General features: G+C 44.8%; 11 protein-coding genes. 2 read left to right on the top strand and 9 right to left on the bottom strand.

Annotated features, from left to right (window positions below; genetic code table 11):
* Window positions 1-2: 2 nt before the first annotated feature.
* The 6 genes from mutL to miaB all read right to left on the bottom strand — a co-directional run bounded on the left by mutL (window position 3) and on the right by miaB (window position 9541).
* The gene (gene mutL / locus Ga0451573_RS00390; protein WP_231681889.1) at window positions 3-1805 is read right to left on the bottom strand and encodes a DNA mismatch repair endonuclease MutL; all 1803 of its coding nucleotides are present in this window, start codon (window positions 1803-1805) and stop codon (window positions 3-5) included.
* A gap of 33 nt (window positions 1806-1838) precedes the next feature.
* Window positions 1839-3209 carry a histone deacetylase family protein gene (locus Ga0451573_RS00385; protein WP_231681888.1) on the bottom strand — a complete coding sequence of 457 codons (1371 nt, stop codon included), beginning with the start codon at window positions 3207-3209 and terminating at the stop codon, window positions 1839-1841.
* Window positions 3210-3213: 4 nt separating this feature from the next.
* The gene (locus Ga0451573_RS00380; protein ID WP_231681887.1) at window positions 3214-4884 is read right to left on the bottom strand and encodes a hydantoinase/oxoprolinase family protein; all 1671 of its coding nucleotides are present in this window, start codon (window positions 4882-4884) and stop codon (window positions 3214-3216) included.
* Between the two features lie 62 nt (window positions 4885-4946).
* A complete protein-coding gene (gene mutS, locus Ga0451573_RS00375) occupies window positions 4947-7586 on the bottom strand; it encodes a DNA mismatch repair protein MutS (protein ID WP_231681886.1) in 2640 nt (879 codons plus the stop codon).
* 146 nt (window positions 7587-7732) lie between these two features.
* On the bottom strand, window positions 7733-8134 hold the full coding sequence (locus tag Ga0451573_RS00370) for a YlbF/YmcA family competence regulator (protein WP_231681885.1): 402 nt from the start codon (window positions 8132-8134) through the stop codon (window positions 7733-7735).
* Window positions 8135-8188: 54 nt separating this feature from the next.
* Window positions 8189-9541, bottom strand: coding sequence for a tRNA (N6-isopentenyl adenosine(37)-C2)-methylthiotransferase MiaB (gene miaB, locus Ga0451573_RS00365; RefSeq protein ID WP_231681884.1), 1353 nt, complete (start codon window positions 9539-9541; stop codon window positions 8189-8191).
* A 183-nt stretch (window positions 9542-9724) separates the two neighbouring features.
* Between miaB and Ga0451573_RS00360 the strand changes: the two genes are divergently transcribed.
* Window positions 9725-10246 carry a DUF3231 family protein gene (locus tag Ga0451573_RS00360; RefSeq protein WP_231681883.1) on the top strand — a complete coding sequence of 174 codons (522 nt, stop codon included), beginning with the start codon at window positions 9725-9727 and terminating at the stop codon, window positions 10244-10246.
* A gap of 18 nt (window positions 10247-10264) precedes the next feature.
* Window positions 10265-10783: a DUF3231 family protein gene (locus Ga0451573_RS00355; protein ID WP_231681882.1), complete on the top strand. Its 519-nt coding sequence runs from the start codon at window positions 10265-10267 to the stop codon at window positions 10781-10783.
* Between the two features lie 78 nt (window positions 10784-10861).
* On the opposite strand, the gene Ga0451573_RS00350 is transcribed toward Ga0451573_RS00355, so the two are convergent.
* From Ga0451573_RS00350 to Ga0451573_RS00340, 3 genes are all read right to left on the bottom strand, one after another.
* Window positions 10862-12070 carry an ATP-binding protein gene (locus tag Ga0451573_RS00350; RefSeq protein ID WP_231681881.1) on the bottom strand — a complete coding sequence of 403 codons (1209 nt, stop codon included), beginning with the start codon at window positions 12068-12070 and terminating at the stop codon, window positions 10862-10864.
* A gap of 25 nt (window positions 12071-12095) precedes the next feature.
* A complete protein-coding gene (locus Ga0451573_RS00345) occupies window positions 12096-15014 on the bottom strand; it encodes a chemotaxis protein CheB (RefSeq protein WP_231681880.1) in 2919 nt (972 codons plus the stop codon).
* A 200-nt stretch (window positions 15015-15214) separates the two neighbouring features.
* A complete protein-coding gene (locus tag Ga0451573_RS00340; protein ID WP_231681879.1) occupies window positions 15215-16330 on the bottom strand; it encodes a Ger(x)C family spore germination protein in 1116 nt (371 codons plus the stop codon).
* Between the last annotated feature and the right edge of the window lie 15 nt (window positions 16331-16345).

Below are 16345 nucleotides of genomic sequence, written 5' to 3'. Positions count from 1 at the left end.
AGCTATAAAACCCTTTTAAACATTTTTTCCAGGTCATAACCGGAAAAATGTACCAAAGTAGGTCTGCCATGTGGACAGGTGTACGGATTCCGGGTATCTGCCAGTTGGTTCAGGAGTGACTCGATTTCCGGCATCCCCAGCCTGTCATTTGCTTTAATGGCGCTCTTGCAGGCCATTATAATCAGCATTTTCTCTTTAAGGGCCTTACCTGATATTGTGTACCGGTTGCGGGAAAAATAATCCAGTAAATCTAAAAATATTTCTTTAGCGCCATTTTTTACAACTGCCGCAGGAATAGCCCTGATAAGAAATGAATCTCCGCCGAAATGTTCCACTACAAAGCCCAGGTCAGCCAGTATTAGTATATTTTCATTGAGCACCTGGACTTCCTGGTGTGTTAACTCCAGGGTTACCGGAAAAAGAAGCTGTTCACTCACGATAAACTCTTCCGGCCGGTCCATGAATTTTTCGTAGAGTATCCTTTCATGGGCTGCATGCTGGTCGATGAGATACATCCCATCCACCCCCTGAGCAGCAATAAATGTGCTGTTAATCTGGCCGATAGGCCTGAGCCAGGGGAAACCCGGATCAGAGTCAGCAACCATGTCTCTGGCGGCGGTTTCCGTTTCAGCCGCCACGTATGGCACCGATGTGGCTGCTTCAGAAGCTGAGCAATAATCGACCTCCGGCATTTCAGAGACACTGTCCGGTTCCGGTGCAGGTCTGTTGAATTTAGGCTCCCAGACTTCCTGAACCGGTTTAACCGGCTTGATTCCCGGAAAAACTTTCTTCGGGACAGCCGCAGGCGGTATGAGCCTGTTTGAGCAAAGCGCTCCGGATACCGCTTCTGTGATGAACTCCGGCAAATCCAGGCTGTCCAGAAGCCTTACTTCTGTTTTAGCAGGATGGACATTGACATCAACCTCTGAAGGGTTAAGCGCAATCTTAATTACGAAAACCGGATACCTGCCCGTCATCAGCATTCCGTGATATGCTTTTTCAACAGCTTCACTGATTATCCGGTTCTTAACAAACCTGCCATTTATGTAAACAGTCTGGTGACTTCGTGAAGCCCTTGACAGTGAAGGCTTACCGATATATCCCCATAGCCGGGCGGTATCGTTTGCCGCCTCAAGAATCAGCATGTCCCTAGCCGTTTCCGCTCCGTAAACAGCCGCAATACTATCCCGCAGACTGCCGTTTACCGGTGTCTTCAGAAGAATACGGCCATTACTTTTCAGTTGAAATGAAATCTCCGGATAACCCATTGCAAATTTATTAACAACATCACTGACATGTCCTGCCTCCACATTTGGTGTTTTCATATGCTTCTTTCTGGCCGGAGTATTAAAAAAAAGTTCTCTTATACTTATTAATGTTCCCTGAGGGGAACCAGTTTCAAAACTATTTAGCGTATTTCCTCCCTCAATAACCAGACCGGTACCGGAAACAGCGCCGGCAGCACGTGTTTTCAGGCTCAGCCGTGATACTGCCGCAATACTTGGCAGGGCTTCACCCCTAAAACCAAGTGTCAGTATATTTTCCAAGTCTGCAGCATTCCTGATTTTACTGGTGGCATGGCGTGCAAAGGCAAGAACAGCATCATCGGGGTCCATGCCGCCGCCATTGTCGAAGACAGTAATTTCAGTCAAACCGCCGTCTGTGATAGAGATTTCGATACGGGTACTGCCGGCATCAATAGAATTTTCCACCAGTTCCTTTACAATTGATGCAGGTCTTTCGACAACCTCACCGGCTGCTATTTTATTGGCAACATGTTCTTCCAGCAGGACGATTCTGCCCATTCTATTCACCTGGCCTGTTTATCTTAGAATTTGTTATATTTCTTCCCGTTCCCGATCCTTTTCTCTGGAATAAACCCTGTATGTATCAGAAACCCGGTCCTGGAAGTACACGTAGTCATAAGCCTTTTTATCCATACCATGTTCGTATTCTGAATATGCTTCCTCCCTGCACTCATGACAGCCATTAAAGGGTATGCTAAGTGCAAGTATGTTTTGCGGCGCACCATGATAATGATATGCCTGTGAAACTATGGAGAGATATCCTCCACATTCCGGGCACAGCCTAAGCCTTTCGGTCTGTTGTTCATTAATCCCGTCAGTATCATAGAAGATTGATTTTTGTCTGCTGAAAAAATCGTTTTTAGCTCTCAATGCTCCCAAATCAATAGTGTTCCTCCGGTCCCACAGCTCTCTGACCTCATGTACCAGTTCAATAATCAGGGACATCTTTTCATCACTCATCTTATGCATTCCAGGCCTGTATTCGGGTTCCACAACATTACTGTAATCCATACCGGCCATTGCCAGGATAATTCCTGTATTCAGATAAGGAAGCGCTGTTTCAATGGCATAGCCTCCTTCCAGAACTGCCAGATCAGGCCTGAGTTTTTCATTAAGTCTTGCATAGCCCTGGGTGGTAACCTTCATATTTGCCAGGGGGTCGGTAAAGTGGTTATCCTGACCCGCAGAGTTGATTACCAGCTCAGGCTTGAATTCGTCCAACACAGGCAGAATCAGGTTGTCAAGGATGTAATGGATACCTTCATCAGTTGTGCCCACAGGCATAGGTACATTCAGGGTTCTGCCAAAAGCAGTTGGCCCTCCTGTCTCATTGGTAAAGCCGGTGCCCGGGAAAAGGGTGCGCCCGTCCTGATGAAAAGAAATGAAGAGCACCTCAGGGTCATGGTAAAAGATGTCCTGGGTCCCGTCACCGTGATGCACATCTGTATCGATTATGGCAATCCTTTTCAGGCCATATTGTTTTCTCAGGTAGTCTACCATTATTGCTTCATTATTTATATTACAGAACCCCCTGTTACCGTGCACAACTCTCATGGCGTGATGTCCCGGGGGTCTGATTATGGCGAAGCCGTTCCTGATCTCTCCTGCCATCAGGGCATCAGCCAGGGCCAGAGCGCCCCCTGCAGAAATCAGATGTGCTTCAGTTACCTGGTCCCTGACTCCGGGAACACAGATATGTGTCCTGGCAATGTCTTTGCATGATGCCATGCGTGGCTTGTACTCTCTAATCTGGGGCAGGTCCATGATTCCTTCTTCGAATATCTGGTCTCTGGTATATAAAAGCCTTTCCTCGCGTTCCGGGTGGGTCGGCGTTATCCGCCAGTCAAAAGCCGGAAAAAAGACCAGTCCGGTCTGCCCACTCTTTTTGCAGTTCCTGTTCATATTTTCACTGCTCCTGTCCCAGGTAAAATAAAATATCTCTCGGAGTCTGGACTGAAATGTCAAATATTTTACCTGTTGTTGTCCAGTTGCGCACCATGTTAAAGACTTCGCTGTGAACTACCTCCAGCTCTTTAACGTATTCCTTCACTCCCAGCCGTTCAGCTCTGGCAAAGAGAGCATCTTTGGCCAGTTTGACAGCATCGGACTCGTTAAATTGCTTACTTTGGGCTAATTTCCCCGAGTATCCGTCCTCAACAACGGTATAAGTTCCCTGTTCAGTATCAATCCGGACATTTGCCGTCACAGTTGGTTGGGCAACTGCGGCTCCAAGGGCATTGGCAACCTCGGCATGCTCAGGAATAATGGCATTACAATTCATCAAGGCAGCAGCTGCCGGGATAAGGCCTTTGGCAGCCCCGCCAACCCCAACCACGTTATTGGGGCGTATTTTGGCCCTCTGTTTGAACTCCCATATTCTGTAGGCGGGTTCCTGTTCCCAGTTAGTAAACATTTGCTCAATAGCATTAACAATAATTCGGGCTGCCTCTGAAATTATTTCAGCCGCTAATTCTTCAGGTTTTCTTTCTGCTTCAGCCGCTATTTTATTAACGATGTGAACTGCTCTGGATAAATCGCCGACATCGGTCTTGTTTAAAAACCTCAGGGCATCAGTAGGGGTAAGCCCTTCCCCTCCCATACAGTATGCCGGACCTTGTCTCTGGGGAAGTATTTGCACCTTCCCCTTCGTAATGACAACTGTGCTGTCACCTCCTAGGGGTACAGACCGGACGGCAAATGAAGTAATATTTGTCAGGTAATCCTCAACTGCTGCCCCTTTTGAGGCCAGCAGCGGTTTTCCTGACAATATCAGGGCCAGATCGGTAGTTGTCCCGCCAATGTCTGCCACAACAGAGGTCTGGCCTTTTGGCGACAGTGACATCGCCCCAAGAGCGCTGGCGGCGGGTCCCGAAAAAATGGTTTCCACCGGCATTCTGAGAGAGGAATCAGGCGGCAGCGTCCCTCCATCTGCTTTTAAAATAAAAACAGGGGCCGCAATGTTTCGCTTTTTCAGGGAATTCCTGACTGCCTCCCAAAATCCGGCAAAGACACCCTTGGTGGCAGCAGTCAGCATAGTAGTCGCTATCCTTCTGGGATAATTGAGCCGTCCTGATATCAAATGCCCCATCTCAATGTGCAGGTCACTGTCCAGCAGTCCCTTCATCAGAATTTCGTGACTGTGATTACGGTTGGAAAACTTGCCGACAACAGCTGCTGTACTGTAACCCTGTGCCTTGATATCCCGTCCTGCCCTGATGACCTCTTCCCTGTCTATGGGCACAATTTCCCGGCCTCTGAAATTAATGGCGCCGGAGACGATGTGTGTCAGGGTGTGAAAACGATACTCGCCGTGGCTCAGCCCCGGACCCGGCGACAAAATAAGGGCCACCGGCGGGATTTTCTTTTCAGCAATGACATTGGTCACCAGGGTAGTACTCAAAACAATCCGTTTGAGTCCTGTGACATCAATGTTAAGGGTGACCGCATCAAGGGCAGCAATCAGGCTATCCAGCAGACTATCATGTCTGGTTATGGTTTTATGTTTGGCAATAATTTTACTTCCGTCGGTAAGTACCGCATCAGTATAGGTTCCTCCGACATCGATTCCAATAAACAAGGTATCACCTTCACTTTACTTGTAGATACAATTCTTAAATTAGAAGCCTGTTACTTTAACTGCTATTCTTCACGTAATTTCAGGTGAAGCTTGTAAAGCAGGTTAAGAGCATCAATAGGTGTCAGGTTGAGAATGTCCAGTTTTTTGATTTCCTCTATAGCAGGGTTAATGTTTTCGGGTTCCTCAAAAATGCTTAACTGCCGGCGTTCATCAACCCGGGCATGTTTTTTCCTCCCGGCGGCAGCCTCCCGCTGTCCTTTAGCCAAGTCCTCAGTGGTTTCCAGGGTGGCCAGAATTTCCCTGGCCCTGGTAAGCACCTCACCGGGAAGGCCTGCCAGCCTGGCGACCTGAATGCCATAACTCCGGTCTGCTCCTCCCGGGACTATTTTTCTGAGGAATATTATATCTTCACCCTTTTCCCTTACAGCTATGCTGTGGTTTTGCACACCGGGAAAGATTTCGGCAAGCTCGGTAAGCTCGTGATAGTGAGTGGCAAACAGGGTCTTGGCCCCAATTTTACCGGTGTCCAGGATATATTCGGCTACTGCCCAGGCAATGCTCAAGCCGTCAAAGGTACTGGTGCCGCGGCCTATTTCATCAAGGATTACCAGGCTCTTAGAGGTGGCATTATTCAAAATATTGGCTACCTCATTCATTTCCACCATAAAGGTGGACTGCCCTGTGGCCAGGTCATCAGAAGCGCCGACTCTGGTAAAGATCCGGTCCACAATCCCGATTTTGGCATATTCGGCCGGGACAAACAAACCGGTCTGGGCCATCAGGCAAATCAGGGCAACTTCTCTCATATACGTACTTTTTCCAGCCATGTTCGGCCCGGTAATTATGTCCAGACGGTAGCCTGACCCGTCCAGATAAGTATCGTTGGGAACAAAAGGCTCATCTGAGAGCATCTTTTCCACAACAGGGTGTCTGCCCTCTTTTATTTCCAGCACATCACCGTCTGTGACCACCGGTTTGGTATAATTGTTTCTTACGGCTGCTTCCGCGTGTGACCGGTATACATCAAGAGCCGCTATCAGAGAGGCGCATTTCTGAATGCGCCGGACTTCCCTGTTTATTTTTTCACGTATCTCGCAGAACAGGTCATACTCCAGCTGGGTTACCCGGTCCTCAGCGCCCATAATCAGGTTCTCATATTCCTTCAACTGTGGTGTAATATAACGCTCAGCATTTGCCAGGGTCTGTTTCCTGGTATATTCCACAGGCACCATGGCCAGGTTTGACCTGGTGACTTCAATATAATACCCAAATACCTTGTTAAAACCTACTTTCAGGGACTTTATCCCTGTCCGTTCCTTTTCCTGGGCTTCAAGGGAGGCTATCCACTGTTTCCCTTCCCGGGAAGCGGTCCTCAGCTTGTCAACATCAGGACTAAAGCCTGTTTTAATAATGTTTCCGTCTCTTACCGAAAGAGGCGGCTCCTCATGAATGGAGTCCCTGATGAGGCTGACGACATCGTCCATGGAGTCAAGCGTTTCCTGGATTCGTGCCAGGCCGGGAGAATATGCATCCCGAAGCAGATCACACACCTGTGGCATAACCTCCAGGGAACCCTTCAAGGCTATTAAATCCCTGGCATTGGCAGAACCATAAGCAATCCTTCCTGCAAGCCGTTCCAGGTCATAAACCCTGTCCAGCAGCTTCCTGAGGTCACTCCTGATGATTGCATTGCTTGCCAGCTCTTCTACCGCGTCAAGCCGCTCCGAGATTGTGGCTATATCCAGGAGGGGCTGTTCCAGCCAAAGCTTCAGCAGCCTCGCTCCCATTGCGGTAACAGTGTGGTCAACAACCCACAAAAGCGACCCTTTTTTCTGGCCATCCCTGATTGTCTGGGTCAGCTCCAGGTTTCTGCGAGTGGCATTGTCCAGCAGCATGTAAAAGTCGGTGGTATATGGCACAATCTTGTTGATATGTGTCAGGGCCTTCTTCTGGGTTTCCTTGAGAAAGGCCAGCACACCTCCGGCAGCTCTGATCCCAAGTTGGATCCCTTCACAGCCAAAGCCCTCCAGGGAACATGTCCCGAAATGCTCCAGTAAAGCGTTATAGGAGACGCCGGAGGAGAATGACTTCCGCAAAAAATAATTTAAAGACAGGCCCCTGAATGCCGATAATTTGGCCTGGATTTCTTTGTTTTCTTTTAATTCATCGGGAAGGATGCACTCAACCGGTTTCAGGCGGGATATTTCATCAAGGAGCCTGCTCAAGGCCATGGGCCCGGTGATTTCAGTCATAGCAAAGTAACCCGTGGAAACCTCGGCAACTGCCACTCCGTATCCCAGGTCATCCCTGACAATACCTATCAGGAAATTATACCTGGTTTCATCCAGCATACTGCTTTCGGTAACCGTACCGGGAGTGATAATACGGGTCACTTCCCGTTTCACAATCCCTTTAGCGGTCCGGGGGTCTTCCACCTGTTCACAGATAGCTACTCTGAAGCCTTTGTCAATAAGGCGGGCAATATATGATTCAGCGGCATGATAAGGCACGCCGCACATGGGGGTTTTTTGTCCGCTGCCGCTGTCACGTGCGGTAAGCGTGATTTCCAGGGCTTTTGAGGCAACCTCTGCATCATTGAAAAACATCTCATAGAAGTCTCCCAGTCTGAAAAAAAGGATTGTATCCGGATGCTGTTCTTTTATAGTGAGATACTGCTTCATCATTGGAGTGAGTTCTGTCAAGAGTGTCCCTCCCTAGTATTAATGCCCTGTCCATATAATAATACCATAATCTGGCCTTGAACAAAAGTTTGTTAAAGTAAAGAGAGTGCCTCTTTTCGAAGACACTCCCCTGATTTTTTCCCATAATTCAATAAATTAATGAAGTTTTAGCTGCAGCTGCATCCCGAACCACAGGAAGGTCCGCATTCATCTGACCCGCAGTCACAGCCCCCCTGGTCTCCGGAAAGAGCTTTGGTAATAATAAGGTTTACACTCCTGAGGAGATTCTCAAAATTCTGGGAAGCCTCGATATAAGCCTTAATAGCAGGATTGCCATTCATTATGACTTCCATTTCAGAAACATTCTTTTTATCCTCATCACTAAGTTCCTGCCCGCTCATCTGCTTTTTGTAAATGTCTTCCTGAACCTTTTGAAATTTACCGATAATCTTGACTGCCTCCAGGTCCTTATTCATGTCTGTTTCTCTGATCTTCATAATCTCGAGTTCGGCGCTGCCGGCAATAAGTTCGGCTAATTCATTGGCCTTTTCCATAATCGCTGCTGACATCTGACTCACCTCCAATTCATAATATCTTCGACAATAGAATATAAAAACCTTTTTTTAAATCAGCTCACCATCAAGATGCCAGGTTCCGGCTTCGGTTATCCTGACCTGCAGCAGCCGCCCTGTCATTTCAGGAGTTCCCCTGAAAAACACCAGCTTATTTGTCCTGGTACGGCCTTCCATCAGGTCCGCGTTGCCGCTGTTAACACCTTCAACGAGTATTTCATGGGTTTTGCCCAGCTGGGCCAGGTTGTTTTCCTGGCTGATACTGTTCTGCAGGGTAATCAGCTTTTGAATCCGTTCCTTTTTAACTTGGTCATGAACCTGGTCAGTCATTTCAGCTGCCGGAGTCCCGGAACGCTTGTTGTAAACAAAGGTAAATGCCGCATCAAACCTGACCTGCTGCAGCAGGTCAAGGGTTTCCCTGAAGTCATCATCTGTTTCACCCGGGAATCCCACGATCAGGTCTGTAGTGATACTGGCATGAGGCATTTTCTTTCTTATTTTATTTACCAGGTTCAGATATGATTCCTTGGTATATCCCCTGTTCATTTCCTTCAGAACATTATTGCCACCGGCCTGCACCGGCAGGTGGAAGTGTTCACAAACCTTCTCAGTTGAAGCAATTACATCTATCAGCTTGTCATTGAAATCCCTGGGATGGGAGGTCATGTATCTGATCCTTGCCATGCCCTCAATCCTGTCAAGTTCCTGAAGCAGGTCGGCAAATTCAGTCTTGGGTTCCAGGTCTTTTCCATAGGAATTAACATTTTGTCCCAGGAGCATTACCTCTTTAAAGCCTTCACTAACGAGTCCCGCAACCTCTCTGATGACATCTGCAGGCAGACGGCTCCGTTCCCTCCCGCGCACATAAGGGACGATACAATAAGTACAGAAATTATTGCAGCCATACATAATGGTCACATAAGCCCTGATGCCTTCAGTCCGCTTTGAGGGCAGGTTCTCGACTATATTCCCCTCAGTTTCCCAGATATCTATAACTGCCTGGCGTTCTTCCTTTATTTTGCCAACCAGTTCCGGCAGCCGGTGCACATTATGGGTTCCAAAAACCAGTTCTACATGAGGAGCGCGTCTCCTGACCTTTGCTGCCATTTCAGACTGCTGTGTCATACAGCCACAGATGCCGATAATCAGGTCCGGGTTTTCACTCTTCAGGGCCTTCAGTTCCCCAATTCTGCCCCAAACCTTGTTCTCGGCGGTTTCCCTGACACAGCAGGTATTGAGAAGAATGATGTCTGCCTTGTTTAATTCACCCGTTGGCTGATACCCCATCTCCTGAAGCATGCCGGCAAGGATTTCCGAATCCCGTTCATTCATCTGGCAGCCAAATGTCATCAGGCAGTAGTGAAGCCCCTTATGTTCTATATTTATAGTCTTTCGTTGATTCATCTTATTCCTCCATGGAAAATCTTTTATTATTATATCACAACAGAGGAAAATATAGCAAAAATAACATTTTGTCTGCCTCTTTACGAAACTGTTTTCTTCCCTACCCTAAATTTGACAACCGATAACTGCACATAGAGAACACACAATTCTTGCATAATATTAAAAACAGAGAGGATGTTTCCTATGGTCGAGATAATGGATAAGATAGAAAGGATTGGTCAGATAGGGCTGTCAATTGGTGAAAAGCAAAATCTGATTGGTGTTAATGAATCTTGGTACGTATGGGATATGTTAGTGGCAAAGTATGATGCGATATATACAATCAATATTTTAGTTAATCTGACAAAGGACATGGACTTGATGTTATTGGATAAAAAAATATTAAAACTTTATGTAGAAGTAGCAAAAACGATGGAAGGTTTATTGACAGAATTTGGAGTACCGTTACCGGATAGATATCCTGAACGGGTAACTGCTATAGGAAACGTAGAGGTTATCACGGATAAATATATTTATTTGACTATGTTTGATACTGTGCAATCAATTATTTCATTAGCAGCCAGGTCTTTTACCCAATCCATGTCCCCTTATATAAGAAAAAAATTCAAGAAAATACTGTTAGCAAACGTTAAGCTATTTGATCTCATTGTAGAGTATGGTAAAATGAAAAATTATTTGTCGATGCCACCTATTTATAGACAATAATATAGGAGTGAGTCTAAATTGGATATTTTTAGCGGTTTTCAAAAGATTTCTGAGTTAGGGACCACGGTTCGGGATAAACAAACACTAATTAGTGTATCTGAAGTATGGCATCTTTGGGACCATTTGTCGGAGAGATATTCTATCTTAAATACAACTATTATTTTTCGAAACTTTGCCAGGGATAATGATCTTAAAATGGTTCTTGACCTGGGGGGTAAGACCCTTACCCAACAGGTTACTGAATTGGAAACTATCCTTGGCGAATACGGAATACAGCTTCCATACAGACCACCTGTTGATGTGGTGAGTGCAACCCAATATGAAGCTATAGATGATAAATACATTTTTAGACGTGTATTTAGGGGAATTCAATCCTTTGTTGAAACTCATGCTGAAGCTTTTTTGAGTAGTACCACACCGACAATCAGGCAAAAATTTAAGAAATTTGCAATTGAGGAAATGGATTTGTACGATAAACTGTTTGAATATGGAAAGCTGAAAGGCTTTACCATGGAACCACCGCCATATAGGGTCTAACCGTGAAAATAGGAGTGGCTCAAAGAGTTTTTCTTGCCAGAAAATATAAAAACCCGCAAAGGCGGGTTTAGATTGTTCTTATGCCAACCTGAACCGTACTGAAAATGTGGTTCCCCGGGGTAAGGATTTCACTTTGATAATAGCATTATGCCTGGCTGCTATGCTGTAACAAACCGTAAGACCCAAGCCGGTACCGTTTTCTTTAGTGGTAAGAAAAGGGGTACCCAATCTTTCCATCAGGTCGGGCTGGATTCCTGTTCCCTGGTCCTGAACGGCTAATACAACCGCTTCACTGTCTACATATGTTTTTATGGTCAGAGTTCCTTCGAATGACATGGCTTGGATGCCATTATTAAAAAGATTAAAAATCACTTGACGAATTTCTTCCTCATCTACCAATAGATCAGGGATATCGCCGAGTTCCAACTTAATGTTTTTACCGGTCCGGAGCGCATCAGCCAGAAGCAATGGATAGAGTGCTTTGACAATAGTGTTCAGATTATGATAATTTAAATTAACAACCTTGTTTTTTGCAAGTGAAAGAAACTCCGAAATAATTGAATTGGCCCGTTCCAGTTCTTCTAGCATAAGGTCAAGGTTTTCTTTATGATTCATAAACTCTTTGCTGCATTTAAACAATTGCAGAAAACCGCTGACTGTAGTCATAGGATTCCTGATTTCGTGAGCGATACTCGCAGCCATTTCACCTATTAAATTTAATCGTTCAAGACGGGATAGTTCTTTTTCCAACATTTTGCGTTCTGTAATATCTGTAATAATGGTTCTATAGCGAGAAATGTTTTTGCCGGCGATTTGAATCGGGACACTAAGTAATTGCACTTGAACAGGTGAGCTGTTTTTGGTAACAAGACTTAATTCTGTAACAACCTTTTGATTAAATCGCCTGCAATTACGCAGATGGTTTAGAAACAGCTTCAAATCGCTTTTTATTACCAAACTGCAAAAAGGAGTGCCTATCAACAGGGACCGTTCTTTGCCAATTAAAGATGCGCCGGTAAGGTTAATCTCCTGAATGCAGCCCCTGTCATCGAAGGTGACATAACCAACCGGAGCAAAGTCGTACAGAGCCGCATAACAGTTCCTTGATTCTTCCAAGTCCTCAAGGGCTTCCATCAGTGTCTGGCGTTGCGTCTCCAAGTCCAATTGTTTAGTCTGCAATTCTTCCAATAGCCGCTGAATTGCACCTGTTTCTACGCTGTCAATAGATTGCGGAGTATTGACTGATTTAATATCCTCTGGCGCAATATTTGTATCAAACTTGGCCAAGACAACTCCTCCTTTTGGGCTAGGGCTATTTCCCATCAGTAATGTCTTCAATGGCCATCAGGATCAACTTCACCCGGGTTTTTAAAGTAATGATCGGACGGGCATTGACCAGCATTGTCCTGCGACCGATATTTGGAAAATCATATTCGACTTTAAAATCCGTGAAAATGGTATTGTTGCAGAGAATATCCGTTAAGAGTTCTCGCAGCCGGGGAATATTCCACTGACCGTTTCCCATATCAAAAATAAGCTGATTTCGGGTTTCCTCCGGTGTAACCCGAAATGTATGATAAAAAGCCATGTTGGCTGATGTGAGATGCAGATTCGCGTCCAGGACCAGGAGCGGTTCTCTCACGGTCTCCACAATTGCTTCAGCGTATTCACAGGCTTCCTGGGATAACGTCAGGCTGTTTTTTAAAGCATCAATATCAACAAATGTCAGTACTACCCCGTTTATCTTGTTTTCTGCGGTTTTGTAGGGCCGTATTTGCATGGAATACCAGAAGCCCCACTTATCCTGCACTTCTTTTTCTTTAGAGATAAATTTATCAATAACTTCAAGGATTTCTTGCTCTAAATCAGGGATATTAACATTGGGATTAATATTACTGATGGGGCGGCCGACATCGGTAGCAATCAGGTTCAACAGCTTTTCCGCCGGGTAATTGAAACGACGTATGCAGAGAGCACCAGTGAGTATAACGACGGGGATATCGATACAGCGGAACAGGTTTTGTACATCGCTGTTGATGTCGTTTAATTCCTGGTTGCGGTGATGTAATTCGTCATTTAACGTCATCAACTCTTCATTGATAGATTGGAGCTCTTCTTTGGCAGTCTCCAGTTCTTCATTCATACTCTGCAGTTCTTCGTTGCTTGACTGTATTTCCTCGTTTGCAGCCCGCAGTGCCTCATTTGCAGACTCATGCTGATCGATAACAGAATGAAGATACTCCTTGTTGACAATAAGTTCTTCCTTCAACCTGACAATCTCACGATTTTCGTCCTGTTGCTTGATTTGTCCTTTTCTTCTCAGATTAGGATGGGTATTCCATCCCTTGGAAAAAGTTGGCAAAGCAGCGTTCTCAAATAAAACCAAGAAATAACGTGCTTTGTAAGATGATTCCTCGATAGGAATTACATGAACACTTACAATTTTGGATTGGCCATTATAAATAACGTGTAATCCTTCCTTTGTGAACGGACGATTTTCCTTTTTGGCCTGGTTAACAGCAGCTCGAAGCCCAAGCAGCAAGCCGTCACGGGCCATTTTTAAAAGGTTCAGACTCGGTGTTCCGGAAGCATGTTCCAGATAAGCCCCGGTATGTCCGCGAAACTGAATAACTTCCAGCGCTTCATTAATAATTACACCAGCCGGAGCAAATTTATTAATGACAATACGGTCTGATTGTTCTTTCACATCAGAAATCAGCCGTTCAGCTGCAGGATACTGACTTTTTACCTCAATCTTTTCAATAGTTGGTGCATACTCGTTGAATGGACAATCATAAATTAACGGAGTTGATACCGACTTTTTCAAATAAATCTTATACTTTTTATCTGCCAAATCAAATAAATCTGAATATACACCAACAGACTCCGATGTTCCAAGAAAGAGAAATCCTTTCGGCTTGAGGGCATAATGAAAAAAGGCAAACATTTTCTTTTGTAAAACAGGACCCAAATAAATCATTACATTCCGGCAACTGATCATATCCAACCGGGAGAAAGGCGGGTCCTTGGATATATCCTGCCTGGCGAAAATGCACATATCACGGACTTTTCGATTAATCTGGTATCCTTCTTCCACCTTGACAAAAAACCGTCGGAGACGTTCTGATGAGACATCGTTCTCAATAGTTCTCGGGTATATGCCTGCCCGGGCCCTTTCAATGACAGTCTCATTAACATCTGTGGCGAAAATCTGAATAGGGATATTGATGGCTATAGACTCCAAATACTCCGTTAAGAATATTGCGATTGAATAAGCCTCTTCTCCTGTCGAACACCCCGGTACCCACACCCGAACAGTTTCATCAGGAGTTCTGTTTTCCATAATGCTCGGGAAAATCAATTTTTTTAAGGTCTCAAATGCTTCAAAGTCCCGAAAAAAACTAGTCACATTGATTAATAAATCTTGATGCAGGGCGGCAACTTCCGCTGGGTTTTGCCCAAGGTAATCGACATAATCATCCAGTTTTTGAATCAGGTGTAAGCCCATGCGCCGCAATATACGCCGCTGTATTGTAAGTTGTTTATACTCAGCAAAATTTGTGCCGCTGACAGTATACAGCATCATAAATACCTTGTTGAGTTCATCAGCATTAAACAACTCATCGGTTTCTATCTCTATTTTTTTTAAAACACCGGAACAGGCTATTTTCCCCAGCTTACCGGCAATTTCTTCAGGCGTCAAGACAAAATCGACAGCACCTAAAGTGATAGCGCTCTGCGGCATACCATCGTATTTTGAAGATTCTGGAGTTTGGGCAAAGGTTATGCCGCCAACAGTTTTTATAGCTCTCAATCCCTGGGAACCGTCCGTACCGTTTCCCGATAGTATCACCCCAATTGGCGTACCATTTTGATTCTTTGCCAGTGATTCCAAAAAGGTATCAATAGGCTTATACTGCGAAACTTTTTCCGTCCGTGGCACAAGGTAAAGGGTCCCTTTTAAAACAGTCGCGTCCATTCCTGCTGGAATGACATAGATATGGTCAGGTTTTACCACAGTTTTATTTTTCACATCGATAACTGGCATATTGGTCGTCCTGGAAAGAATGTCAGCCAATATGCTCTTATGTTTAGGTTCCATGTGCTGAACAAGTACAAACGCCATACCGGTATCAACAGGCAGATTTCTTAATAATCTCGAAAAAGATTCCAAACCTCCGGCCGAAGCACCAACACCAACTATCGGGCAAATTGTTTTTCTGCTCCCCAAACTCTTCAGCTCCTCATTCCTGCTTCGTTCGATTGGACTCAATAAATTTCTTGTTTAAATCATATGTAGTTTGTGATTCGACATATGCAGATATTTATCCTTTGGAGAAAACGTCGAATTTTGGTCATAATGGAAAAAACCCACAATAGTGGGTTTGAAACTTTTGGGGGAGTAGAGACAAAATCGCAGTCTCCTGCGTTCTACCTGAATAATCCTGTTTCTTTTAAGGTGAAACTGGTATTTACAAAAAATTTCGCTGCCGGGTACACCTGATGCCAGTCAATTTTATTCCACTGACTGGGATACGCAATCCGTAATTTATCCCCAAAACCTACCGGGTCTGATTCTAAACCCTGTAGTTTCACTATCAGGTCTTCGATTTTTCTTTTGGTTAACATCTCAGCCTGTCTTTCGATTTCCTTTTTTTCTTTCAGTAAAATTTCGCGGCGTGGAACGTTTTCTACCATAACCCCATGGATTTTAGCTTTAACGTCAAAAGTCATTGTTCCGTCAGAAGATAATTTAGGTGTTATTTGGGTTTTGGAAACAACATTCTTAAAAGCCGCATACTTGTTTTCCCCGAGTGGTATTGTTTGGTATCCTACATCTGTACCCCTGATCAAAGCAAGGGTTTGCGTTTCATCCACACTCAATTCGTCAACCATACGGTTGCGGGAGAAAACTGCGGTGCCGGCTATTTTGTAGTTATTTTGCGATTGGTCAATTATCGGAATATATAAATCACCTGTTCTTTTATCAAGAACAGAATAGACTCTCCACAAATCCACGGGGATAGCCAATGACCTCTTAAACGGCGAACGAAAATAAAAATCGACATAGTTGCCTATAGGGTCATTAGCATTATTTTTTATATCGAAAAGTTTTGCGGGATCTGTTTTTGTAATCAGAACATTTGTGTTGGGCGGCACCAATGGAATCCGCCCGATAAAATCCAACAGATCATTTATATTCTTACGGGCCACCTTGTCTGAAATAACAATTACCCGGGTCTGTCCAAAGAAAATATTTCTTTCAGTGTTGGATTGAATTTGGGTCCAGGCATCAACTAATGAGTCACCTTCTCCGGATATAACGAAATTGCGTTTCTCAAATTGCTGAACTGCCCCAACATTGGGAGGCACCTGAGAACCGGGAACAGTTAAAGCAACACCCATTTTTAATTTTTTGGGATTGCCGGTATCAAAAAACACGGCATTTGATATTCCCCGCCGGGGTATTTCTTCAACATCCCAACATCCTGTTAAAAAGGGCATGATAAATAATATAACAACCAAAAATATATTTTTACGCAACATTTTTAGGCCACCTTA

The sequence above is a fragment of the Phosphitispora fastidiosa genome, assembly GCF_019008365.1.
Lineage (GTDB): Bacteria > Bacillota > Thermincolia > Thermincolales > UBA2595 > Phosphitispora > Phosphitispora fastidiosa.
This window is presented reverse-complemented; position numbering and strand designations above follow the sequence as displayed.